At 66.5% G+C, this 21,374-nt stretch carries 25 protein-coding genes and 1 tRNA gene; 14 read left to right on the forward strand and 12 right to left on the reverse strand.

What is annotated here, in order from left to right:
• The first annotated feature begins 44 nt into the window (after window positions 1–44).
• From DMP03_RS06330 to DMP03_RS06355, 6 genes are all read left to right on the forward strand, one after another.
• Entirely contained in the window at window positions 45–614 is a 570-nt protein-coding gene (locus DMP03_RS06330; protein WP_152119857.1) for a peptidylprolyl isomerase, read from the forward strand.
• An 82-nt stretch (window positions 615–696) separates the two neighbouring features.
• Window positions 697–1,233: an FxsA family protein gene (locus tag DMP03_RS06335; protein ID WP_152119858.1), complete on the forward strand. Its 537-nt coding sequence runs from the start codon at window positions 697–699 to the stop codon at window positions 1,231–1,233.
• A 59-nt stretch (window positions 1,234–1,292) separates the two neighbouring features.
• Window positions 1,293–1,367 (forward strand) — tRNA-Ile (locus tag DMP03_RS06340).
• Window positions 1,368–1,582: 215 nt separating this feature from the next.
• Window positions 1,583–2,548 carry a hydroxymethylglutaryl-CoA synthase family protein gene (locus DMP03_RS06345; protein WP_152119859.1) on the forward strand — a complete coding sequence of 322 codons (966 nt, stop codon included), beginning with the start codon at window positions 1,583–1,585 and terminating at the stop codon, window positions 2,546–2,548.
• Complete coding sequence (locus DMP03_RS06350) at window positions 2,548–2,961, forward strand: Zn-ribbon domain-containing OB-fold protein (protein WP_152119860.1); 414 nt, start codon at window positions 2,548–2,550, stop codon at window positions 2,959–2,961. The genes DMP03_RS06345 and DMP03_RS06350 overlap by 1 nt, the downstream gene beginning before the upstream one ends.
• The gene (locus tag DMP03_RS06355; protein WP_235908528.1) at window positions 2,958–4,130 is read left to right on the forward strand and encodes a thiolase C-terminal domain-containing protein; all 1,173 of its coding nucleotides are present in this window, start codon (window positions 2,958–2,960) and stop codon (window positions 4,128–4,130) included. The genes DMP03_RS06350 and DMP03_RS06355 overlap by 4 nt, the downstream gene beginning before the upstream one ends.
• Here the strand turns inward: DMP03_RS06355 and DMP03_RS06360 are convergent.
• From DMP03_RS06360 to DMP03_RS06370, 3 genes are read right to left on the reverse strand one after another with little or no spacing between them, the layout of a single operon-like run.
• A complete protein-coding gene (locus DMP03_RS06360) occupies window positions 4,127–5,308 on the reverse strand; it encodes an acyl-CoA dehydrogenase family protein (protein WP_152119861.1) in 1,182 nt (393 codons plus the stop codon). The two genes, DMP03_RS06355 and DMP03_RS06360, sit on opposite strands and share 4 nt — an antisense overlap.
• Window positions 5,308–6,930, reverse strand: a complete 1,623-nt coding sequence (locus DMP03_RS06365; protein ID WP_152119862.1) for a long-chain fatty acid--CoA ligase — start codon at window positions 6,928–6,930, stop codon at window positions 5,308–5,310. Before DMP03_RS06365 ends, DMP03_RS06360 begins: the two co-directional genes overlap by 1 nt.
• A 52-nt stretch (window positions 6,931–6,982) precedes the next feature.
• The gene (locus DMP03_RS06370; RefSeq protein ID WP_152119863.1) at window positions 6,983–7,759 is read right to left on the reverse strand and encodes an SDR family oxidoreductase; all 777 of its coding nucleotides are present in this window, start codon (window positions 7,757–7,759) and stop codon (window positions 6,983–6,985) included.
• 80 nt (window positions 7,760–7,839) lie between these two features.
• On the opposite strand from DMP03_RS06370, the gene DMP03_RS06375 reads away from it, so the two are divergent.
• Entirely contained in the window at window positions 7,840–8,919 is a 1,080-nt protein-coding gene (locus DMP03_RS06375; RefSeq protein WP_152119864.1) for a CaiB/BaiF CoA transferase family protein, read from the forward strand.
• Here DMP03_RS06375 and DMP03_RS06380 read toward each other — a convergent pair.
• Together DMP03_RS06380 and DMP03_RS06385 are read right to left on the reverse strand one after the other, a co-directional pair.
• Window positions 8,916–9,449 carry a hypothetical protein gene (locus DMP03_RS06380; protein ID WP_152119865.1) on the reverse strand — a complete coding sequence of 178 codons (534 nt, stop codon included), beginning with the start codon at window positions 9,447–9,449 and terminating at the stop codon, window positions 8,916–8,918. The two genes, DMP03_RS06375 and DMP03_RS06380, sit on opposite strands and share 4 nt — an antisense overlap.
• Before the next feature lie 41 nt (window positions 9,450–9,490).
• Entirely contained in the window at window positions 9,491–10,693 is a 1,203-nt protein-coding gene (locus DMP03_RS06385; protein ID WP_172967090.1) for a GNAT family N-acetyltransferase, read from the reverse strand.
• A 96-nt stretch (window positions 10,694–10,789) separates the two neighbouring features.
• Between DMP03_RS06385 and DMP03_RS14250 the strand changes: the two genes are divergently transcribed.
• The 3 genes from DMP03_RS14250 to DMP03_RS06395 are packed head-to-tail and all read left to right on the forward strand — an operon-like array spanning window position 10,790 to window position 12,467.
• Window positions 10,790–10,996: a hypothetical protein gene (locus tag DMP03_RS14250; protein WP_172967091.1), complete on the forward strand. Its 207-nt coding sequence runs from the start codon at window positions 10,790–10,792 to the stop codon at window positions 10,994–10,996.
• A gap of 37 nt (window positions 10,997–11,033) precedes the next feature.
• Entirely contained in the window at window positions 11,034–11,453 is a 420-nt protein-coding gene (locus DMP03_RS06390) for a hypothetical protein (protein ID WP_152119867.1), read from the forward strand.
• 36 nt (window positions 11,454–11,489) lie between these two features.
• Window positions 11,490–12,467: an aldo/keto reductase gene (locus DMP03_RS06395; RefSeq protein ID WP_152119868.1), complete on the forward strand. Its 978-nt coding sequence runs from the start codon at window positions 11,490–11,492 to the stop codon at window positions 12,465–12,467.
• Here the strand turns inward: DMP03_RS06395 and DMP03_RS06400 are convergent.
• Together DMP03_RS06400 and DMP03_RS06405 are read right to left on the reverse strand one after the other, a co-directional pair.
• A complete protein-coding gene (locus DMP03_RS06400) occupies window positions 12,464–13,453 on the reverse strand; it encodes a PrsW family intramembrane metalloprotease (RefSeq protein WP_152119869.1) in 990 nt (329 codons plus the stop codon). The genes DMP03_RS06395 and DMP03_RS06400 overlap by 4 nt on opposite strands.
• Before the next feature lie 46 nt (window positions 13,454–13,499).
• Window positions 13,500–14,417 (reverse strand): DMT family transporter, encoded by a 918-nt coding sequence (locus DMP03_RS06405; RefSeq protein ID WP_152119870.1) that lies wholly within the window; start codon window positions 14,415–14,417, stop codon window positions 13,500–13,502.
• Between the two features lie 107 nt (window positions 14,418–14,524).
• On the opposite strand from DMP03_RS06405, the gene DMP03_RS06410 reads away from it, so the two are divergent.
• A complete protein-coding gene (locus tag DMP03_RS06410) occupies window positions 14,525–15,160 on the forward strand; it encodes a ribonuclease HI (RefSeq protein WP_152119871.1) in 636 nt (211 codons plus the stop codon).
• Here the strand turns inward: DMP03_RS06410 and pth2 are convergent.
• Window positions 15,157–15,495: a peptidyl-tRNA hydrolase Pth2 gene (gene pth2 / locus DMP03_RS06415; protein WP_152119872.1), complete on the reverse strand. Its 339-nt coding sequence runs from the start codon at window positions 15,493–15,495 to the stop codon at window positions 15,157–15,159. The two genes, DMP03_RS06410 and pth2, sit on opposite strands and share 4 nt — an antisense overlap.
• Window positions 15,496–15,575: 80 nt before the next feature.
• On the opposite strand from pth2, the gene dcd reads away from it, so the two are divergent.
• Both dcd and DMP03_RS06425 read left to right on the forward strand, forming a co-directional pair.
• The gene (gene dcd / locus DMP03_RS06420) at window positions 15,576–16,160 is read left to right on the forward strand and encodes a dCTP deaminase (RefSeq protein WP_152119873.1); all 585 of its coding nucleotides are present in this window, start codon (window positions 15,576–15,578) and stop codon (window positions 16,158–16,160) included.
• Complete coding sequence (locus DMP03_RS06425; RefSeq protein ID WP_152119874.1) at window positions 16,160–17,050, forward strand: thiamine-phosphate synthase family protein; 891 nt, start codon at window positions 16,160–16,162, stop codon at window positions 17,048–17,050. The genes dcd and DMP03_RS06425 overlap by 1 nt, the downstream gene beginning before the upstream one ends.
• 17 nt (window positions 17,051–17,067) lie before the next feature.
• Here DMP03_RS06425 and DMP03_RS14255 read toward each other — a convergent pair whose 3' ends face one another.
• Complete coding sequence (locus tag DMP03_RS14255; RefSeq protein ID WP_172967092.1) at window positions 17,068–17,229, reverse strand: zinc ribbon domain-containing protein; 162 nt, start codon at window positions 17,227–17,229, stop codon at window positions 17,068–17,070.
• Between the two features lie 138 nt (window positions 17,230–17,367).
• Here DMP03_RS14255 and DMP03_RS06430 point away from each other — a divergent pair, with 138 nt between their 5' ends.
• The gene (locus DMP03_RS06430; protein WP_152119875.1) at window positions 17,368–18,504 is read left to right on the forward strand and encodes a pyridoxal phosphate-dependent aminotransferase; all 1,137 of its coding nucleotides are present in this window, start codon (window positions 17,368–17,370) and stop codon (window positions 18,502–18,504) included.
• On the opposite strand, the gene DMP03_RS06435 is transcribed toward DMP03_RS06430, so the two are convergent.
• The 3 genes from DMP03_RS06435 to DMP03_RS06445 all read right to left on the reverse strand — a co-directional run bounded on the left by DMP03_RS06435 (window position 18,501) and on the right by DMP03_RS06445 (window position 21,309).
• A complete protein-coding gene (locus DMP03_RS06435) occupies window positions 18,501–19,595 on the reverse strand; it encodes a guanosine monophosphate reductase (RefSeq protein WP_152119876.1) in 1,095 nt (364 codons plus the stop codon). The genes DMP03_RS06430 and DMP03_RS06435 overlap by 4 nt on opposite strands.
• A 71-nt stretch (window positions 19,596–19,666) precedes the next feature.
• The gene (locus DMP03_RS06440) at window positions 19,667–20,443 is read right to left on the reverse strand and encodes a 4-phosphopantoate--beta-alanine ligase (protein WP_152119877.1); all 777 of its coding nucleotides are present in this window, start codon (window positions 20,441–20,443) and stop codon (window positions 19,667–19,669) included.
• 44 nt (window positions 20,444–20,487) lie between these two features.
• Window positions 20,488–21,309, reverse strand: coding sequence for a pantoate kinase (locus DMP03_RS06445; protein WP_152119878.1), 822 nt, complete (start codon window positions 21,307–21,309; stop codon window positions 20,488–20,490).
• Between the last annotated feature and the right edge of the window lie 65 nt (window positions 21,310–21,374).

The following is a 21,374-nucleotide window of genomic DNA, read 5'->3' on the forward strand; positions in this document are numbered from 1 at the left end:
GTCGGTTCCACTACCTTTTTGCGCGCAACACGCCACCTGTCGGTATGGAGAACAACGAGCGTGCCGACCCGGAGAATCCGACAGTCACCTTCCACACCACCCACGGCGACATCACCATCGAACTGTTCGCCGACCGCGCGCCGAAGACGGTCGAGAACTTCCTCGGGCTCGCCCGCGCAGACCCCGCGGCCGACGCGACGCCGGCCCCGGACACAAACACGTGGAAAGACCCGGAATCCGGCGAGGTACGAGGCGACTCGCTGTACGCGGGCGTTCCGTTCCACCGCATCATCGGGGGGTTCATGATCCAGGGCGGTGACCCGACCGGGACCGGCCGCGGCGGCCCCGGCTACCAGTTTGACGACGAGTTCCACGACGACCTGACCCACGACGGCCCGGGGCTGTTGTCGATGGCGAACTCCGGCCCGGACACCAACGGCTCGCAGTTCTTCATCACCCTGGACGCGCAGCCGCACCTCGACGGCAAGCACGCCGTCTTCGGGCAGGTCATCGACGGGATGGACGTGGTCGAGGAGCTCGGCTCGCTCCCCACTGACCGACAGGACCAGCCACAGGAAGACGCCGAAATCGAAGCCGTCACCGTCGAAGCGTAACGCCTCTCGTCTTCGTCCTTCTCACGCCCGCGAGCCGCGCGGCTCGAAAAGGGTTATCCGACCCCGCCCCCCACCATCAGGTATGAAGATCGACTTCCGGGTCATCGCGCTCCTGCTGTTGGTGCCGCTGTTGGACGCGATGCTGCTCGCCGTACTCGCGACCCGCCTCTCGCTGGTCGCTATCGTCGCGCTTGTCGTCCTGACGGCGCTCGTCGGCATGGTGCTCGTGCGCGCCGAGGGGAGACGCACGCTCGCCAACCTCCAACGGAAGCTCGCGACCGGTGAGATGCCGACCGACGAGGTCGTCGACGGCGCGCTCCTGTTGGTCGCCGGCGCGATGTTCCTCACGCCCGGGCTGGTCACCGACTTCGTCGCGCTGCTGTTGGCGCTGCCGCCGACCCGGTACCCGATTCGCGTCGTCGTGAAGAAGTACGTCGTCACGCCGTATCTCGACGCCAAGACCGGCGGCTTCGCTACCGGCAACGTCTACATGGGCGGGTTCCCGAACGACGGGGGCACGGGCACCGGTTCCGGTCCCGGAACTGGGTCGAAATCGACGGACGGAGACACGATTGACATGGACGGCGACGAGTACCGAAACGTCGATGACGACCGATAGCGTCTACCGAAACGAAACGGTTAAACAACCGACGACGATACGCTAAGATGCGCTGACCTGGGCCAATAGCTCAGCCAGGTATGAGCGCTCGGCTGATAACCGGGAGGCCCTCGGTTCAAATCCGAGTTGGCCCATCCAACTTCCGGGCGATTATCGTCCGACGCGAATCTCGGGCGTGGGCCTCCCCAGCCACCACAATTCTGGCGATACCAACTTCCGAGCAGCGGCTGTTCTACGCCGAGTTCAGGAGGACCACGAACGGCCGACCCCGCAGCCTGGCGATTACCGTCGCTCCATCTCCAGAGTGGGGCAGGGATTTATATTGGGTTCCTCCATGTCTTGGATTACCATGGCAGGAATACTCGGCTACGGTGCGTATATTCCGCTCTATCGTATCGAGCGGTCGCGTATCGCCGAGCAGTACGGCGACTACGCGGGTGACGGTGAAACCGCCGTCCCGGGCCACGATGAGGATACGACGACGATGGCTGTCGAGGCGGCGACGGACGCACTCACGCAAGCGTCGACTGACGGTGACCAGATCGATGCGGTGTTCGCGGCGACGACGAGTGACCCGTTCGTCGAGCGGGGGGTCGCCGCCCACGTTGCCCACGCGGTCGGAGCGGGGCGTGACACGCGCGTCGGCGATTTCCAGGGGAGCGCCCGCGCCGGAACGAACGCGCTCCTCGCGGCGCGGGACGCGCTTTCGACCGATGCCGACACCGTGTTAGTCGTCGGGAGCGATGCGCTCTCTGCGCCGGCCGGGTCGGCCGCCGAGCGGACCGCTGGCGCCGGCGCTGGCGCGCTGGTGTTTGGTGAGGGGGACGCGGTCGCAGCCCTGACCGACTCCGGTGTCGCGACGACGGGGTTCGTCGGTCGATTCGCGACGCACGAGGACGTGACCGACGGTGACGGACGATTCAACCGCGAGCGGTATCTCGACGCTGTCGAGATCGCAGTCGGTCACCTTGGTGACGACTCGTTCACCCACGCGGTGTTTCCAGCACACGATGGCGGGTGGGGGCGAAAGGCGAGCGACGCGCTCGGTCTCGATGCGACGCTCGTTTCGACGTTCCCCGAGGTCGGATACACGGCTGCCGCCGGTGTCTTTCTCGATACCGCCGCGGCGTTGGATACCGCGAAAGCCGGTGAGTCGGTGCTTCTCGCCGGCTACGGCCCGGGTGGCTGTGACGCGCTGCGTATCGAGCGACGAACGGCAGAAACACCAGAAATGACGACAGACGAGTACATTCAGAGCAGCGAGCAGCTCCCGTATGGAAAACACCGGCAGTTCCGGACGTGGGGTGGGAACTGATGTTCGAACCGCCGTACACACGGACGCGCGCCGCGAACGAGCGGCTTCGTGCACACGAGTGTGACGCCTGTGGCTGGGTCAGCTTTCCGGAGCAACCACAGTTCTGCAAGCGGTGTGGAGTCGATGCGTCGTGGTCCGAGACACGGCTTCACCCCCGCGGAACGGTCCGGTCGTACGTCGTCCAGCAGCGACTCCCCGAGGAGTTCGAGACTCCGCTCCCCCTCGCCGTGATGGATATGCCACAGGAAGAAAGCGGTGAGCCGGCGCGCGTCTACGGACTGTTCACCGAGACTGACCCCGCGGATATCGAAATCGGGATGGAGGCGGAGGGGGTGTTCCGCCGCGTCTTCGATGTGGCGGGACTGCCGATTCACTCCTTCAAGTTCACGCGTCCGCGAGGTGATCGCCTGTGAGCAGTGAGACCGACGTGGCAGTCGTCGGTGCTGGCATGATCGACTTCGGCGAGCTGTTCGAGCAGTCCATCGACGATATGTTGGCGGCGGCGTTTCGCGACTGTCTCGACGACGTGGATAAGGGAATGTCGCCGGCTGACGTGGACGCCGCGTGGTTCGGTACGATCGATATAGCGGATAACGCCTCGTCGGGGCTCGGATTGAGTCATCCGACGGGCCTGTTCGAGATGCCGGTCACTCGCGTCGAGAACGCCTGTGCGACCGGGAGCTCGGCGTTCCGGTCGGCCGTCGAGTCGGTTCGTGCGGGGAATACGGACGTTGCACTCGTCGCCGGTGCAGAGAAGATGCGCGACTCCGCCGCCGGGCTCATCGAAGGAGCCGCGCTCGATCAGGTGTGGCGTGGCCGTGGCGTGACGATGCCCGCCTTCTTCGGCCTGCGCGCGACCCGACACATGGAGGAGTACGGTACGACCCGCGAGCAAATTGCGAAAATCTCCGTGAAGAACCACGAGAACGGCGCGAAGTACCCCCACGCCCACTACCGGTTCACCTGTGATGTGGACGATGTGGTCGACAGCCCACAGGTGACATACCCGCTGAATCTGTACGACTGCTGTCCGGTGACGGACGGGGCGGCTGCTACCCTCGTCGTCAGCGAGGACGTGGTCGATGAGTTCACCGACGACCCGATTTGGGTCGCTGGAAGCGGGCTCTCTGTTGACTCATTCGAGCGTGGAAACGACGAGTCGCTCGTCGGCTTCCCGGCGACGGAACAGGCCGCCGGGCAGGCGTACGAACAGGCAGGAATCACGGCCGACGATATCGACGTGGCGGAGGTACACGACTGTTTCACCATCACGGAGCTGGTCACGTACGAAGATCTCGGCTTCTGTGAGAAGGGTGACGGCGGCGCGTTCATCGACTCCGGCGAGCCACTTCTCGACGGTGAGACGCCCGTGAATCCGTCAGGCGGCCTGCTCGCGAAAGGTCACCCAATCGGCGCAACGGGTGTCGCCCAGGTGAACGAAATCTATGAACAGCTCCGGGGTGAAGCCGGCGCAGTCCAGGCTGATAACGACCCCGAGTACGGACTCCAACACAACATCGGTATCGGGCGCAACGCGACCGGAAGCGTCTCCTGTGTGAATATCCTCTCAAGACAGCGCTAAAGCCCGTTTTCTTTCGCAATCGTATTGAGCTGAATCTCGTCGGTGCCCTCGACGACGCGGAGCACGCGAGCCCGGGCGAGCGCGTTCGCGAACTCGCTCCCCTCTGCGAGCCCGGTCGCACCGTGGGTCTGGAGCACGCTGTCTGCGGTCTCCCACAGCGCGTTCGTCGCAAACCACTTGAAAATCGACGTATCTTCGACGGCCCGTTCACCGGCATCGAGTCGCCGTGCACACCGCTTGCCGGCGGCGTCTGCGGCGTACGTGCGCGCCTTTCCCCGTGCCAGCGCGGCTGACACTTGCTGGAAGTCGCCGATCGGACGGCCGAACGCCTCCCGGTCGCGTGCGTACGAGAAGCCACTGTCGAGCAGTCGCTCCGCGGTGCCGACGGCTTCTGCCCCGAGTTCGAGCCGTCCCAATGAGAGAAACGCCATCGCCGACCGGAACGCGTTGCCAACCTCACCGAGGACGCGTGTCTCGGGAACGCGCACGTCGTCGAACGCGAGCTCTCCCTGCCAGCCACCGAGTCCGATGGCATTGTTCACGCCCGTCAGCTCGAACTCGTCGCGCTCGACGATGAAGCAGGTGATGCCGTCATATCGGCCTTCCTCGGCAGGGCTGGTGCGTGCGAACACCTGTACGAAGTCGGCGAACGGAGCGTTCGTAATCCACTGCTTGTGGCCGTCGATGACCCACTCGTCACCCTCCTTGTGTGCGGTGGTCGCCATCCCCGGAGAGTCGGAGCCAGCCCCGGGCTCTGTCTGTGCGAATGCGGTCGACTGCTCGCCCGCGAGGACCGGCTCCACGTACTGGTCGTGTTGGTCATCGGTCGCATCGAGGAGGAGCGGCTTCGGCCCCTCGGGTCCAGCGAGTGCTCGCCCGGCCAGCGGACAGTCGTGGGCCGCAGCGGCCTTCTTAACGGCGTACCACGTCAGCTTCGAGACGCCACCGCCGACCGGTTCGGGCAGGTTCATCGCGTAGAAGCCGGCATCAGCAGCGCGCCGTCGCACCGTCTCCACGGCCTCGACAACCGTCTCATCGGGGCGTCCATCCTGTTCACGCCCTAATCGTGGGTCGGTGAGCCGATCGCCGAGGTCGGCCGCAATCGGGGCAATTTCTTCGTCGATGAACGATTCGAACGCGTCGAGAACGAGCCGCGTCTCCTCGTCGTACTCGGCCATCAGCTCTCACCCGGAGTGCGGTCTAGTGTCACATCCAGCCCCTCTCGGAGCTGCTTCTTGTCGAACTTCCCGGTGCTCGTGCGAGGAATCGCGTCGCGGATCTCGTAGGCGTCCGGCAGCCACCACGACGGCATCGACTCGGCCAGATGCGCTTCCAGCCCGTCGGGGTCCGGTGGCTCCCCACTCGGCACGACGACGGCGACGGGTCGCTCCCGCCACTGCTCGTGGCTGGTGGCGATGACACTCGCCTCGGCCACGGCGTCGTGTGCCATCAGTTCGTTCTCTAACTCGACGCTCGAGATCCATTCGCCGCCGGACTTGATGACGTCCTTGATGCGGTCGACGATATCGATGTAGCCACGCTCGTCCCACGTCGCGATGTCGCCGGTCTTGAGCCAGCCATCGTCGGTGAAGGACTCAGCAGTCGCCGTTGGGCGCTCGTGATATCGGTCGGCGACCCACGGCCCGCGGACCTGCAACTCGCCGCTGGATTCGCCGTCGCGGTCGACCGGCTCGCCCGTCTCGTCGCGGATGCGGACGGAGATTCCCGGCACCGGGAGACCGGCCTTCGCCCGCTTCGCGTACCGCTCCTCGGATGGGGCGTCTGCGTCCTCCTTCCGGAGCGTCGAGAGCGTGCCGAGTGGACTCAGCTCGGTCATTCCCCATCCCTGGACGATTGGGGCGTCGTACTGTTCGTCGTAGGTGCGAATGAGCGACTCTGGGGGTGCAGACCCGCCGACGACCAATCGGTCGATGTTGGACACGTCGATTTCCGGATTGGCATCGAGATACTCGGCCATCTCCAGCCAGATAGTCGGCACCGCAGCAGACATGCTCACGTCCTCCTCCGCGATGAGCTCGGCCACCGGTTCCGGCTCCGTGTGCGGGCCTGGTAGCACTTGCTTGGCTCCCGATAGCGTCGCGGCGTACGGCAATCCCCAGCCGTTCGCGTGGAACATCGGCACAATCGGCATCACGGTGTCGCGCTCGCTCACGCCGTTCGCATCGGTGTGGCCGCTCATCACGCTGTGGAGATAGACGCCCCGGTGGCTGTACTCGACGCCTTTCGGCTTACCGGTCGTTCCGGACGTGTAACACATCCCACACTCCTGCTCTTCGTCGATATCTGGCCACTCGTAGCTCGTCGGGTGGTCAGCGAGCAACGACTCGTAATCCGTCACGGGGTCAAGTGATGTCTCCGGCACCTCATCGGCCAGGACGACGTACTGTTCGACCGTCTTGAGGTCCTCAGCAACCGACTCCACCAGGTCGAGAAACGCCGGATCGACGAACATGACTCGGTCTGCGGCGTCGTTTACGATGTAGGTGAAGTGCTCTTCCGGAAGCCGCATGTTACACATGTGGATACTCCGGCCAGAGCAGGAGGGACCGAAGTAGAGCTCGTAGTGGCGGTAGTGGTTCCCCGCGACCGTCGCAATCCGGTCTTTAGGGCTGAGTCCCAACTCATCGAGCGCGTGTGCGAGCTGTGCAATCCGGTCACCGGCATCGGCGTAGCTATACCGGTGGCGGCTTCCGTCGGGGCGGGCAGTGACGATCTCCCGGTCGGGATACAGCGTCTCTGCCCGGTCGAGTATCCGATCTAGGGTCAGGTCAACGTCCATCATGGGCTATGTTATCATGCCTATACGCTATCTACATAAGCGTTCTCTCGTGTTAGAATGAAAATAGGTCGACGCCGCCCGTCACGCCGACGGCCTGCCCGGTCACGTACCGAGCCTGTTGGCTGGCGAGATACGCGACCATGAACGACACGTCCTCCTCCCGGCCGAGCTCCTTCATCGGTGTCGCCTGTCTGATGCGCTCGTACATCGGATTGACCGCCTCCAGCTCCTCCCCTGAGAGGTCAGCGAACTCGTCCACGACGATGTTCGGGACGATAACGTTCGAGGTGACGCCGTGTTGTGCCCCTTCGAGCGCGAGGGTCTTGCCCAGCCCGATGAGTGCAGCCTTCGTCGCCGAGTAGGAGGCCTGCCCAAACCCACCTTGCAGTCCGGCCATGCTCGACATGCTGATAACGCGTCCCCAGCCGCGCTCGCACATCGCCGGGAACACCTCCTTCGTGATGTTGTACGCGCCGGTCAGATTCACCGCGACGTCGCGGTCCCACACGTCGTCGTCGAACTCGCCGACTTGTGCGGCGGCATCGACGAACGCCGCGTTGTTCACGAGAATATCGACGCCGCCAGTCGCCTCCCGAACCGTCTCGACGGTTTCACGCACCGCCTCGCGGTCGGTGAGGTCACACTCGGCGGTAATCGCATCGCCACCGTTCGATTCGATTTCGTCAGCGACGGCCGCCGCCGCGTCGGCGTCGACGTCGAGCACCACCACCGCTGCTCCCTCGTCGGCGAGCACACGACAGTCCTCACTGCCGATTCGTCCCGCACCTCCCGTCACCAGCGCCGTCTTGTCAGCGAGTCCGAAATCCATCTCGTTTGTGGGTGCTACCGGTCCTTGTTAAATGTTCTCTTGTCCCAAGAACTTTTCAAGCCATTCCGACGTTCTGCGGTATGCAACTGCAAGACGTGCGCGTGCTCGACCTGACGCGGCTGCTTCCCGGCCCGTACGCGACCCAGCTACTCGCGGATCTCGGCGCGGATGTCATCAAAATCGAGGCTCCAGACCGCGGCGACTACGCCCGCGAGATGGAACCGACGACCGACGAGGGCGTCGGCCGGATTTTCGACGCCGTCAATCGAGGCAAACGAAGTATCAGTCTCGACCTGACGACGGAGGCAGACCGTGATCGCTTCGACTCGCTCGCTGCGACTGCAGATGTCGTCATCGAGGGGTTCCGTCCCGGGACAGCAGAGCGTCTCGGTATCGGCCACGAGCGACTCCGAGAACGCCATCCCGACCTCATCTACTGTTCTCTGTCCGGCTACGGTGGCACAGGCCCGCGTCGCGACTGGCCGGGCCACGACCTCAACTACATCGCGACGACCGGACTACTGGATATGACCCGCCGCGACACCGAGGAGTCGCCCCAGATTCCGGGCGTGCCGGTCGCAGATATGGCGGGTGGACTGGTCGCGACACTCTCAATTCTCGCCGGACTGCTGGCCCGGTCGCGTGGTGACGGCGGCTGTTACATCGACGCATCGTTGGCCGATGCCGCGATGTCGCTTACCGCACCGGTCGCAGCGCTCGCGTTCGACGGGGTCCCTCGTCCTGGAGCGACGCCACTCACCGGCGAGTTACCGTGGTATGATCTGTACGAGACTGCCGACGGCTACGTGACGCTCGCGGCGCTGGAGCCGCCGTTCTGGCAGGCGTTCTGTGAGACGGCTGGCTGTCCGGAGCTCATCGACGCCCACGGGACGACCGACCCGGCCGAGCGGAGTGCCGTCCGCGAGCGACTCACCGACCTGTTCCGTGAGCGAACGGCCGAGGAGTGGGAACAGCTGTGTGGGGAGACAGGGATGGTCGCGGCGGTTCAGTCACCCGCTGACGCCGTCGATGACGAGAGCTACCGCGAGCGTGGAATCGTCCACGACGGCCGCGTCGGCTTTCCGGCTCGAATCGACGGCGAGGTGCCGACCGCAGGCGAGTCGATTCCGGACTTGGGCGAAGACGACGACCTCGTTTAGTTATCGCCGACGACCGAGGAGACGGCGTTTGCGGCCTCGGTCGCGTCGAGCGGGAGCCGCAGCGTCGTGTCCCCGCCCGTGGAGATGACTTCGACGCGGATGTGGCTCTCCTGTGTGTTGAACGCCTCGTAGGCGATGTACGCTCCCGATGGAACGAGCAAGAGCGGGGCGAGCGCCACGATGAGCGCGAGTTCACTCTCGGTTGGCGTCCCGAGGAAGTTCTGGACGAGACTCCCGTACGCGAACAGCGCCCCCACGCCGGTGAACAGCGACCCGAGGGCAATCTTCCCCCACTCGGGTGCGGTCGCCGGATACGTTCGGACGCGCGCGCCGAGAATCTGCGGGCCGGTGAGCATTATAGACTCTACGTCGGTCGCATCCGTCCCCTCGATTTCGTGGTCGCGCGAGCGGACGATACGGCGGTCCGTCACGACCGTGACGGTGTTGTCGTCCGTGTACACCGCTCGCGGTTCCTCGCCGCGCGCGAGGTGTGGCTCGACGATTTCCCGGACCGACTGTCCACTCCCCATCGTTCACCCGGAGACGCGCCGCCGAGATAAATCGCCGGGTGTCAAAACCCTTCTCGGAGATACGTCGCAGTTTCCGGAAACACGGCCGCGAGCGTTTCGACCGTCTCGCGGTCGGTCTCGAGGTCGTCGGTCGCGGCGAGGGCGTCCGCGCCGCGATACCCGACCGCGAGCTGTGAGAACGCGCCAATCGACGCGACCGCGTCGCCGGTCGGGTCGTCGCCGACGCGGTCGACCGTCGCCTCCCCGCCGGCGACGGCGAGTCGGTAGCGACCGGCCACGGTTTCGAGCAACGGGTCCCGAATCCCGACTTCGACCGTCGCGTCGACGCCGTCGGGGTACGAGAGCGACTCGAGCGCCGCCGGCACGTCGACGAACCGAATCATCGGCCCGGTCGTCAGCTTCGGCGAGAGGTCGTCCGGGTCGTCCACCATCGCGTGCAGCGGGTTGTCGGTCCCCGTCTCGACGTGGACCTCTCCGACCTGCGAGTCGTGGTCGGTGAGGAAGCCGAGCAGGTGGCGGAACGCCTCGAGGTCGGCCGCGTCGTAGCTCCGAACGTAGAGGGTGCGGTCGCCCCAGTCGCCGTCGATGGTGTACGCGAGCCACGCCCGACGCTCGCCGTCGTCGTCCCGCCACCGGTAGACGTACGGGTTGGTGCCGAAGCTCCGGAGCTGGCGGGTCCGCCACCACGCCTCCGACCGGTCGAGCGAGAGGTCGTCCGTGCCGGTGGCGGCCTCGTGAATCGCATCGAGCGACTCCCACGCGTCGCGGTCGACCCGCTCCCATGTGCCGCCGGTCGTGGCCGCGGACCGCAGCGTCGACGGCTCCGTCTCCCACTCCAGCCTGCGGCTGGCGGTCGCCCAGCCGAACTGCGCGTAGAAGGCGTGTTTGAACGGCCACAGCACCGAGATGGATACTTCGTCGTCGCGGTACAACAGACAGAGCTTCCGGAGCATCGTCTCGACGTAGCCGTTGCGCCGATGTTCCGGCGGGGTCGCAACCGTCGAAAGCCCGCCCGCCGAGACGAGACTGTCGCGCACCCACAGCGAGAAGTCGTACGACGAGCAGATGGTGACCGGCTCGTCGTCGGCTGTCACCGACGCGTCGGGATACAGTCCGTAGCGGGTGTGCGGGGGGTTCGGGCGGTCGGACTCCTCGAGATCGGGGCCGGCGTTCGGCTGGAAGGCGTACTGGACGTACTGCCGGAACAGGTCGTCGGTGCCGTCCGGCAGTCGGTGGAGGTGCATACACGAAGGTTTCGACGGTGGCTGATAATCGCGTCGACCGCGTGGGAGGCCGTCACGGACCGGCGGATTCAGGTGGCCACGGCGGTAACTGGAGGTATGGCAGACAGTACGGACAGCCCCGACTGGCTCCCGCTCGCCGGCCTGTTCGCGGCGATTATCGCGATTGCCGGGCTGGGCAACTACGTCTTCGCGCAGCTGGGACTCGGGCGCGTGGGGTCGCTCATCTGGGTGCTCGGCTACGGCGGCGTAATCATCACGGCGTGGGCGCTGTGGTTCCGCGGGCAGACGTTCGACCCGCAGTAGCCGAACGCTCTTCTCGCTGTGTCCCGTGCGGTCGAACGTGGAGTCCGACAGTCCGTCCGTCATCGACCGCGTCGTCATCCACGCCGACGACATCGTCACGGCCCTAGAGGCGAACGTCCGGCGTGACGCCGGCGCAGTGTTACGCATCACGCCGCCCTTTTCGGGTCGCATCCGCGCGCGTCTCCACCTCGACGGCCAGGAGGCCGACTACGGCGACCCGCAGCCGATTCACGTTGACCCCGAACTGCTCGTGGCCGACGCGCCGGCGTTTCCGACGCCCGACGACACCGACGAACAGGTGCGTGAGACCGGCGACTACTCGGTGAAGCGTCACCGCGACGCCCACACCGAGGCCGTCGACGGCTGGCGGCGCACGGTCGCGACGAGCATCGTCGAGTCGACCACCATCGACACTGCCGACGGGAGCCACGAGGTCTCCGTCGTCACCCTCGGGTAGCAGAACGTTGAGGTGACCCTCGGCCGGACGGTCGGTATGGAGTACACCCAACTCGGCAACACGGGGACGGCGGTGACGGAGATTTCTTTCGGGACGTGGCGATTCGGCCGCGAGACCGACGACGGCTACGAGGTGGACAAACAGCAGGCGCACAAACTCCTTGACGCGTACGCCGACGCCGGCGGCAACTTCATCGACACCGCTGACGTCTACGGCGGCGGATTAAGCGAGGAGTGGATCGGCGACTGGCTCGCCGGCCGCGACCGCGAGGACTTCGTCATCGCCTCGAAGGTGTACTGGCCAACCCGCGAGGACGACCCGAACGGTCGCGGGCTCTCGCGCAAGCATATCCGCCGACAGATCGACGGGATTCTCGACCGGCTCGGTACGGAGTACGTCGACCTCCTCTACATCCACCGCTGGGACGACGCCACCCCGACCACGGAGCTGATGCGCACCCTCGATGGACTGGTGCGTGCGGGGAAGGTGAACCACCTCGGCACCTCGACGATGGAGCCGAACGCGTGGCGTATCGCGCAGGCGAACGAAATCGCAAAGCGTGAAGGGTACGAGCCGTTCACCGTCGCCCAGCCGCGCTACAGTCTCGTCACGAAGGAAGTAGAGTACGATTACACCGACGCGCTCGCCGAGTACGACGTCGGGATGTGTCCGTGGTCGCCACTCGGCGGCGGCTTCCTCTCCGGGAAGTACACGCGCGATGAGATTCCCGCGGGGACCCGCGGCGCGGAAAGCGACCGCTTCGAGGACCGGTATCTGACCGAGGAGAACTTCGACGTACTCGACGAGGTGCGGGCCGTCGCCGACGAGGAAGACGCCTCGCCGGTACAGGTGGCCATCGCGTGGCTGCTCGAGCAGCCGACGATGACCGCACCCATCATCGGAGCCCGAACCGTCGACCAGCTGGAGGAGAACCTCGGCGCGACCGACATGGACCTCTCCGAGCAACAGGTCGAGCGGCTGAGCGAGGCGAAGGACGCGCCGTCGCTGGTCTAACTCTCGTCGATTCGCGTGATGGCCGGCTCGACGGTCGGCTCGTCGTCCTCCTCGGTCACGCGGGTGTAGTAGCTGTTGTAGCGACTGAGCTTCCGGTAGAGGATGTAGCCGAAGACGCCGTCGTACACGAGGATGAAGAGCAGGAAGGTAATCCCGGGAAAGGAGACGTAGGTGACGATGCTGTTGTACGTCGCGTGGATACCTGCGGCGATGAGCAGCCCCTTCACGACGATGGGACCGGCATCCTCGGGGTTGAACTTCGCGAGCCCGAGATAGTAGCCGGCGAAGGCGGAGTAGATGACGTGGCCGGGACCGACGAACGCGCGGGCATAGGCCGTCTGGAAGCCAGCCTCGACGGTTCCCGGGCCGGTGAGCGCGTTCGCGCGGATGACCCCCTGCACGATGTACAGCGCGTTCTCGACGGTGGCGAAGCCGAGTCCGGCGACGGCTCCGTACACCGCACCGTCGATGACGGCGTTGAACGCCGAGCGGTCGAACGCGTACACGCGGATGGCGAGCCACTTGAAGAACTCCTCGCCGGGACCGACGACGAGGAAGAAAAAGAGCACCATTCCGAACTGAATCCCGTCGAAAAGCGGGCTGAGTGCCGTGTTCACTGTTGTGGCGAAAGAGGCAAACAGGATGGCGAGAATAAACGTGACCGCGAGTGGCCACCACGGCTCGCGCATCGTCTCGTCGTGGTACCAGACGAAGCCGGCCAACCCGAGCGCCGGCACCACGGAAAGCAGCGTCAGTCCGCCGATTGCAGGGTTCTGATACATCGCGTAGCCGATGACGCCCACCTGCGCGATGAGCAGAAGCAACGCGGTGAGGACGAACAGGCCCTTGCCTCCCCATCGCACGGCGGTGTGTATCTTGACTGCAAGTGCGTCGACCGGTCCTCGTTTGTCCCACTCGGCGATGTCATAGAGGTCCTCGTCGCCGAACTGTTCCCCGACGGGGTCGCCCGCGCTCGAATCTCCCATCTTGGCTTGCGACTCGCCGCCCGCGGGCAAAACAGTACGGGGCGTGTCACTCGAGGGCCGCGGCGACCGCCCGTCGCTTCACGAGTAGGAAGCCCGCGAGGATGACGCCGAAGCCGACGACGGTCCGCGTATCGATGACCTCCCCGAGAAAGAGGAAGCCGACGACCGCGGTCGCGACCGGCGCGGCGTAGGAGACGAGGTTGATTTCGACGGGACCGAGCCGCGCCAACAGGTCGAAGTAGATGAGGAAGCCGACCGCACTCGCGGCGACGGACAAGAACAACAGCGCGCCGACTGCCCGTGGTGTCACCGCCACGTCGGCCGCGGACTCCCCCACGGCGAGACTACCGAGGTGTAACAGTCCCGCGCCGATGACCATCGCCCACGCTTCGAGCGATGCGTCCGGGAGCGCAGCGTCGAGCCGCCGGTTCACGACCGAGCCGGCGGCGAACGCGAGCACGGCGAAGAAGACGGCGACGAGTCCGGGCGCGACCGTGAGCCGCCGTGGGTCCTCAACGGCGAGCACCCCGACGCCGACGAACCCCAACAGGAGGCCGGCGACACCCAGCGGTGTAAGCCGCTCACTCGGGAGGAGGACCCGGGAGAAGCCGGCCGTCAGGACCGGCGACAGCGAGACGACGATGGCGGCGGCAGCACTCGACACCGCCGGGTCGGTCTCGCCGACGAACAGCAAGGCGTGATACAGCGTGATGATGAGGACGGCCGTCGAGACAACGCTGGCCCACTCGCGGCGACCCTCGGGGACCAGTCGGTCGGTCGCCACGACGGCGTACGCGAGCATGATGACTCCGGCGATGTCGAACCGGAGCGCGGCAAACAGCACGGGCGTCTCGAAGAAGCCGGCCGGCGCGTCGGGCGTGCCGAGTCCGGCCTTGATAGCGACGAACGCCGACCCCCAGACGGCCGCCAACGTCGCGAACAAGAGGTGATTGCGGTGTCGCACGCCGACACTCGCCCCGGTCGAGGGGAGAAGCTTTCGGACCGGAGTTTCGTGTCAACATGTGGCATGAATGCCGTAGCTTTATCAGTACAGCTGTCCCACATATCACCATGGCCGCATACGGCCGGCCCGCACTCAGATCGCTGTTTGACGACAGCCCGACACCCCACATTGCGCACCCACCGCGCACCCACCATCGAGACTTCTACGTCGCCACCGACGGCTCCTACCGCAACTCCGGAGCCGGCGGCTTGGGCGTGCTCATCGAGACGGGTGACGGCGAGACGGTCGCGCGACTGGCTGTCGCGGACTCACCTCCGAACAACAATGTCGCGGAGTATCGCGCGCTCCATCTCGGACTCGACGTGTTGGCGGAGCGTGCACCGCCGTCGGCACGCGTCGGCGTCGTCCTCGACCACGACGACCTCGCGGCGAACGTGAACCGGGCGATGCTCGCCCTCGCGACCCCCGAGGCCGAGCCGCCACATCCGGTCCGACTCCCGACCGCGACGGGGAACCACTGGCGCGGGATTCTCGCGCGCATCGGCGGCTTCGACGGGCTTCGGGCCGCGCGGCTCGACTCCCGCGAGAACCCGGCCCACCCGCTCGCCAACGACCCGACCGGGTACAGCCACGTCAACCACGAACCCGACCGGTGTGTCGTCCCGTCGACGCTGGAGTCGACGGCCGACTCGACGGGCGAGCAGATTCCGCCGCCGTCGCGGGCGGACCGCCACGCCGACTAGAGGAGCGAGAGCTCGCCCGTCACCCGGTCCACGAGGTTCTCCTCGCCCGGCCCGACGGCGAGTGCCGTCACCGTCCCCGGTTCGAGTTGCGTGTGGCCGGCGTCGCTGATGACCGCGTTCGGTAAGCCTTCGCGTCGGGCCTGGTCGGCGAGTTCGTGAATCTCGCGCTCGCTCGAGACCTTCAGGACGATTTTCTTCTGACCGCCCTCCTTCCACTCGGACTGGCTCTTGGTGTGGGCGTTTTCGTAGGCCTTCAGCGAGGCGTGAGACGCCTGTGCGGCCAGCTTTCCGTTCCCCATGCCGATGTCGGTGCGGACGACGATTGCCTGTTTCATAGTCGTCGCTCGGGGGCGACGGGCATATGCCTTCAGACACGACCGCCCCATTTTTGCTCTTCTCGCCCGGCCACTCTCGTATGATACTTTCGGACGCCGATATCGAGCGGCGACTCGGCGACGACCTCGTCGTCGAACCGCTCGACGACCCCGACATCCAGATACAGCCGGCGAGCGTCGACCTCAGACTCGGCAACGAGTTTCTCGAGTTCCAACACGCCAACATCCCGTGTATCCACCCGAACGACGAGACGGAGACCGAGGAGTACACGAGAAAGACGACGGTCCCGGAAGGTGACGACTACATCCTCCATCCCGGCGATTTCGTTCTTGGGACGACCGTCGAGCGCGTCGAGATTCCGGCCGACCTGATTGCCCACGTCGAGGGTCGCTCCTCGCTCGGCCGGCTGGCAATCGTCGTCCACGCAACGGCCGGACTGTGTGACCCCGGCTACGAGGGCCAGATCACGCTCGAGCTGTCGAACCTCGGTCGCGCGCCCGTCGCACTCTCGCCGGGGATGCGCATCTCACAGCTCACGTTCACGGAACTCAAGAGCGAGGCCGACCGCCCGTACGGGAGCGAGCGGGGGTCAAAGTATCAGGGCCAGACCGGGCCGCAGGCGTCACGGATTCAGAGCGACAGGGAATTCGGTGGTGACCAGTAATGCGGTTCATCGAGGAGGTCGTCGTCGACGAGTTTCTGCCGACGTTCCGGGCGCTGTTGGCCGGAGACCTGCGCGACCGCGGGCTGACACAGAGCGAGGTGGCTGACCTACTTGGGATCTCACAGAGTGCGGTCTCGAAGTACGCCCACGGCGACGTGGACACGAACGACCGACTCGCCGGCGACGAGCGCGTTCAGGACCTCGTCGTACGATTGGGTGCGGGTCTCGCAAGCGGCGACGTGACGCCGGTACAGGCGCTCGTGGAGACGGAGGTACTCATCCGGCAACTCGAACGCGGCGACGTGCTCGCGCGACTCCACGAGGAGACGTTCCCGCCCCTCACGGAGTACGAGGGCGACTTCGCGGTCCACGACGCCGACTCCGAGGTGCGGACCGCAGAGCGCGTGCTCGCGTCCGTCCGTCGGGGCGTGCGGACTCTCGAAAACACGAGCGGCTTCGCGGGTCTCATCCCGGCGGTCGGCTCAAATCTCGTGGAGACGCTGCCCGACGCCACCGGCATCGAGGACGTAGCCGGCGTGCCGGGGCGGATTCTCGACGTGAAGGGGCGGGCGACCGTCCCCGGCGACCCGGAGTTCGGCGTCTCTGAACACGTCGCGACGGTGCTGCTCGCGGCGCGCGCCGGCGGGAGCGGCGCGCGCGCGGCGCTCAACATCCGCTACGACGACGAGATTGCGACGCGATTCGCCGAAGCCGGTCTCGCGACCGCGGAGTTCGACGCCGAGGCGTCGGTCGAGACGGCCGTGGCCGAGACCGTGACCGACGACGTGGACGTGGTGTTCCAGTCGGGCGGCTTCGGCATCGAGCCGGCGGCGTACCTGCTCGGGGCGGATGCCGGCGTGGTGGCGGAACTCGTTCGAGAGTTGTTGTAACGCGTGGCGTCGCTCGACTACTCCGGGGGGTCGGCTGGAATCGGCACCGTGGTCCGGTAGCCCAGACAGTCGGGACACTGGACGCGCTCGCGGTCGGGGGCCTCGAACTCGTGCCCGCAACCCTCACACCGATACTCCCGTCGGGCGACCGTGGAAGCGAATAGGTCGGTGAGTCCCACGCCTCCACGTTTCGAGGATCGGCGTGGTAAAACGGATGTCGAGATCCAGTGACTGAAAACGCCGGAGCCGGTACTCGTGGCGGTCGACCGACGGTACAGCGGGGAAAGTTGAAGCCCCGCGCCGTCGCCCATCTCGGTATGCAACCGACCGCGCGCGTCCGGAGGTGCGACCGCTCCCCGATTCGCGTGCTCTTCGACCTCGCGCAACGAACCGACGGCGACCTCGTCCGACTGGAGGTCGGCGAACCGGACTTCGACACGCCCGCTCACGTCAAGGAGGCCGCAGTCGCCGCTATCGAGCGCGGCGAGACGAACTACACCTCGAACGCGGGACTGCCGGCACTCCGGACCGCAATCGCCGACACGCTCGCCCGCGAGTACGGCCACTCCTACGGGGCCGGCGACGTGCTCGTCACGACGGGTGGGATGGAGGCGCTCCATCTGGCTTGTCTCTCCGTGCTCGAGCCCGGCGACGACCTCCTGATACCTTCGCCGGGCTGGCCGAACTACTGGACGCAGGCACAACTCGCCGACGCCACGCCCGTCGAGGTGCCGATGGCGTTCCCGTACGATCTCGACGCCGACCGCGTCATCGACCGGATGGGACCGGACACCGGGGCGGTGATGCTGTGTTCGCCGTCGAATCCGACGGGCCGGGTCTTCACAGACGAGACCGTCGCGGGGGTCATCGAGGCGGCCCGAGAACACGACGCGTACGTCATCGCCGACGAGGTGTACGCCGCGCTCACCTACGACCGCGACCCGACCGGGATGGCGACACTCGTCGACGACTCCGAGCACGTCATCACCATCGGCTCCTGCTCGAAGGCCTACGCTATGACCGGGTGGCGCGTCGGCTGGCTCGCTACCGAATCCAGCGTCGTGGACGAGACGACCAAGATTCGCGAATCCACGACCGCGAGCACGCCGACCCCTTCACAACACGCAGCCATCGCCGCGCTGGAAGGGCCACAGGCCCCCGTTCGAGAGATGCAGACCGCCTTCAGAGAGCGGCGCGACTACGTCACAGACCGACTCGCCGAGATGGACGGCGTCAAAGCGTCGCGCTCTCAGGGTGCCTTCTACGCCTTCCTCGACCCCGAGGGGTACGACGACAGCACGGCGCTCGCGAAGGCTCTCGTCACGGAGGCGGGCGTCGTGTTCGCCCCCGGCGCTGGATTCGGTGACGCCGGTGAGGGGAAACTCAGACTCTCGTACGCGAACTCGCTGGACCGACTGGAGACGGGGCTCGACCGACTCGACGCGTACCTCTAATCGTCGCTCTGGACGGCTGTTCCGTCCGCCTCGCCGACGCTGTCGACGCTGACGCCCTCCCAGTCGTGGTCCGAGTGGTAGCCTTCTCGCTCTTGTGCGCTGGCGGCGACACGAATGAACTCTGCCGACTCGCGTGCCGTCTCGATAGTGTGTCCACCACAGTAGGAAAGCCCCGAGCGAATCCCGCCACAGAACTCTGTCACCACGTCGGCCACCGGACCCTTGTAGGGGGTGAGCGCCTCGACGCCCTCGTCGGCGCGCACCTCGCTGTCCTTGTCCTCGCGGTCCTCGGCGGCGGCCGTCGTCGCCATCCCGCGCGACTGCTTGTACCGGGTTCCGTCGACCTCGACCACTGCGCCCGGGGCCTCCTCGGTCCCGGCGAAGAGACTCCCGAGCATGACCGTGTCCGCGCCGGCCATGAGGGCCTTCACGGCGTCCCCGGAGGTACGGATGCCACCGTCAGCACAGATGGTCACGCCCGCCTCGTCTGCGGCGTCGGCACAGTCGTCCACGGCGGTCAACTGCGGGACGCCGGCTCCGGCCACCTTCCGCGTCGTGCAGTGCGAGCCGGGACCGATACCGACCTTCACGCAGTCAGCGCCGGCGGCAGCGAGGTCACGGACGCCTTCGGGCGTGGCGACGTTCCCGGCGACGAGGTCCGTCTCGGGGAACGCCTCGGCGAGCGTCTCCACCACGTCCAGCGTGCGTTCGAGGTGACCGTGGGCCACGTCGACGACGAGCGCGTCGACGCCGGCCGCGACGACCGCCTCGCTCCGGGCGAGATAATCCTCGTTGATGCCGATGGCGACCGCGACCTGCTGGCCCGCCTCGTGGACCTCGCGCACCTGCCGGGCCTGTTCTTCGGCGGTGAGAAAGCGATGGAGCACGCCGAGTCCGCCCGCCTCCCCGAGTTCGGCCGCGAGGTCGGCTTCCGTGACGGTGTCCATCGCCGCGGAGACGAGCGGGTTCGACAGCTCGACGTTCGGCGTCAGCTGCGTCGAGAGGTCGGTGTCGCCGCGGCTGTCGACTGGTGAGCGTTGCGGCACGAGAAGCACGTCTCCGTAGCTCAGTCCGGTGCGTAGCGAATCCATTATCCTTCGGTCAGCAACGCTTGCTGCTTAATAAGTGACTCGACACGATGGTCGGGACGCGGGTCGCGGCTCTACTCCCCGCGTCGAATCGCGCGCTCTGCGGCCTCAAGTGCGGTCTCGGGGTCGAACGATTCCACAATCGCATGCAGTTCGGACTCGTCTGCGTCCTGTAGCTCGCGGGCGTGGCGCGTGATGTTCGGGACGGCGCGAATGATGTTGTCCACGACTGGGACGCTCGCGGCCTGTGCCGACCGCGAGAGCGGATTCAGGTCGATGACGACCTCGACTTTCCCCATCGCCGAGAGCGCCTGCGCACGGTCTCCGTCTTCGAGTGGGACGAGCACCACGTCCGCCGAGCCGATGCCGTCGGCGTCCACCTTCGCACGGGCGTGGTCGAGACCCGGAATCTCGCTGTCGGCGGTGAGTCCCTTCACGTCCTCGGCTCCGTGCTCGCTAAGATGGTCGGCGATGGTCTCCATCCGCTCGCGGGTGCGGTTGAACAGATTCACCTCGATGTCAGCGCCGGCCGCCTCCGCGAGGGCGATGACCTCACCGGGGACGAGCGCGGCGACGTTCCCGTTGACGGAGATGACGGGGTGGTCCGCGAGCAGGAAGTGGGCGGCCGCGGCGCGGGCCGCGTCGTCGGCACTCTCGATGGTCCGCTCGCCGAGCAGGTAGTCGTAGGCCTCGCCGCGGCCCTGCGCGATGAGCCCCTGTCGAGAGGTGATGCCGATGTCGACGCCGTGTTCGATGCGGTGGCGGGTGAGCAGCGACTCGTAGCGCGGGTGTGACTCCGGTATCTCGGTCTCGTCGTCCGGAGAGACGGGAATCTGTGGCTCGTCGCTCATACCACCTCTCGACGCGCCGGCTACAAATGTCACCGGATAGCCGCTCACTCGACGCGCAGGCCGGCTCCCGGCGGATGAATCCGACACACTGCGGGGTCGTACCCCGCATCGGACAGCCCGGTCCCGAGCGCGAACACCGTCTCGCCGAGCATCGCCATCGACGCCGTCTCGCCGACCGCGTCCACGTCGCGGAGAATTGCCCGGAGTTCGTCGGTGAGGAGACCTGCCTCCTCGGCGAAGCGCCGCGAGGCCGCGACGAAGGTCGCGAGCGTCGGCGTCTCTCGTACCGTTTCGAGTGCACGTTCCCCCGCCACAGACAGCGTCTCGGTGTCGCCGCCGAGCACGTCCGCCGTCGACAGCCCGCCCAAGGAGAGATACTCGACGCGCGACCCGCCCGGCACCCCGTCCATCGCGCCGTACCCCGGTGCGCCCGGTTCGAGCCGCAGCGGAATCCCGCCCCGCGCCTGCCCGACCACGTCACCGAGTCCGGTCCCGGACTCCACTTCCGCGCGGTGGGCCAGCGACACGAGGTCGTTCTCGGAGAGACCGGCCGCCGTGTGGGCGCTCACGACGTAGGCGGTGCCGAGCGCCATCGCGCCCGAGACCCCGAAGCCGGAGCCGAGCGGGAGCGGCGTCTCACACGCCACCCCGAGGTCGACGTCGAGTGCGTCCAACACTCGCTCGACGGGTTCGACGGAAATCGACTCGCCGTTGAGCGTCACGCCCGTGTCGTCGGTGACGGTCGTCTCGACGCCGTGTGAGAGTGCGACGCCGCCGCCCCGAGACCCGGCGCGAAGCGGCCGCTCGTCGGGATGCGTGGAGAAGAACCCGGTCACGTGACCGGGGACGAACGCCGTCGCGTGCATACTCCGGCGTCGGTGTGACTCGATTTAAAGAATCTGTTTTGGCGATTTCCCCTACGGCGAAAGTC

It is taken from the genome of Halosegnis rubeus, assembly GCF_009184545.1.
Classification (GTDB): domain Archaea; phylum Halobacteriota; class Halobacteria; order Halobacteriales; family Haloarculaceae; genus Halosegnis; species Halosegnis rubeus.

Coding starts and splice junctions, on each gene's coding strand:
- DMP03_RS06330 (WP_152119857.1), top strand. CDS start 45: ATGGAGAACAACGAGCGTGCCGACCCGGAGAATCCGACAGTCACCTTC.
- DMP03_RS06335 (WP_152119858.1), top strand. CDS start 697: ATGAAGATCGACTTCCGGGTCATCGCGCTCCTGCTGTTGGTGCCGCTG.
- DMP03_RS06345 (WP_152119859.1), top strand. CDS start 1,583: ATGGCAGGAATACTCGGCTACGGTGCGTATATTCCGCTCTATCGTATC.
- DMP03_RS06350 (WP_152119860.1), top strand. CDS start 2,548: ATGTTCGAACCGCCGTACACACGGACGCGCGCCGCGAACGAGCGGCTT.
- DMP03_RS06360 (WP_152119861.1), bottom strand. CDS start 5,308: ATGGCCGAGTACGACGAGGAGACGCGGCTCGTTCTCGACGCGTTCGAA.
- DMP03_RS06365 (WP_152119862.1), bottom strand. CDS start 6,930: ATGGACGTTGACCTGACCCTAGATCGGATACTCGACCGGGCAGAGACG.
- DMP03_RS06370 (WP_152119863.1), bottom strand. CDS start 7,759: ATGGATTTCGGACTCGCTGACAAGACGGCGCTGGTGACGGGAGGTGCG.
- DMP03_RS06375 (WP_152119864.1), top strand. CDS start 7,840: ATGCAACTGCAAGACGTGCGCGTGCTCGACCTGACGCGGCTGCTTCCC.
- DMP03_RS06380 (WP_152119865.1), bottom strand. CDS start 9,449: ATGGGGAGTGGACAGTCGGTCCGGGAAATCGTCGAGCCACACCTCGCG.
- DMP03_RS06385 (WP_172967090.1), bottom strand. CDS start 10,693: ATGCACCTCCACCGACTGCCGGACGGCACCGACGACCTGTTCCGGCAG.
- DMP03_RS14250 (WP_172967091.1), top strand. CDS start 10,790: ATGGCAGACAGTACGGACAGCCCCGACTGGCTCCCGCTCGCCGGCCTG.
- DMP03_RS06395 (WP_152119868.1), top strand. CDS start 11,490: ATGGAGTACACCCAACTCGGCAACACGGGGACGGCGGTGACGGAGATT.
- DMP03_RS06400 (WP_152119869.1), bottom strand. CDS start 13,453: ATGGGAGATTCGAGCGCGGGCGACCCCGTCGGGGAACAGTTCGGCGAC.
- DMP03_RS06410 (WP_152119871.1), top strand. CDS start 14,525: ATGGCCGCATACGGCCGGCCCGCACTCAGATCGCTGTTTGACGACAGC.
- pth2 (WP_152119872.1), bottom strand. CDS start 15,495: ATGAAACAGGCAATCGTCGTCCGCACCGACATCGGCATGGGGAACGGA.
- dcd (WP_152119873.1), top strand. CDS start 15,576: ATGATACTTTCGGACGCCGATATCGAGCGGCGACTCGGCGACGACCTC.
- DMP03_RS06425 (WP_152119874.1), top strand. CDS start 16,160: ATGCGGTTCATCGAGGAGGTCGTCGTCGACGAGTTTCTGCCGACGTTC.
- DMP03_RS06430 (WP_152119875.1), top strand. CDS start 17,368: ATGCAACCGACCGCGCGCGTCCGGAGGTGCGACCGCTCCCCGATTCGC.
- DMP03_RS06435 (WP_152119876.1), bottom strand. CDS start 19,595: ATGGATTCGCTACGCACCGGACTGAGCTACGGAGACGTGCTTCTCGTG.
- DMP03_RS06440 (WP_152119877.1), bottom strand. CDS start 20,443: ATGAGCGACGAGCCACAGATTCCCGTCTCTCCGGACGACGAGACCGAG.
- DMP03_RS06445 (WP_152119878.1), bottom strand. CDS start 21,309: ATGCACGCGACGGCGTTCGTCCCCGGTCACGTGACCGGGTTCTTCTCC.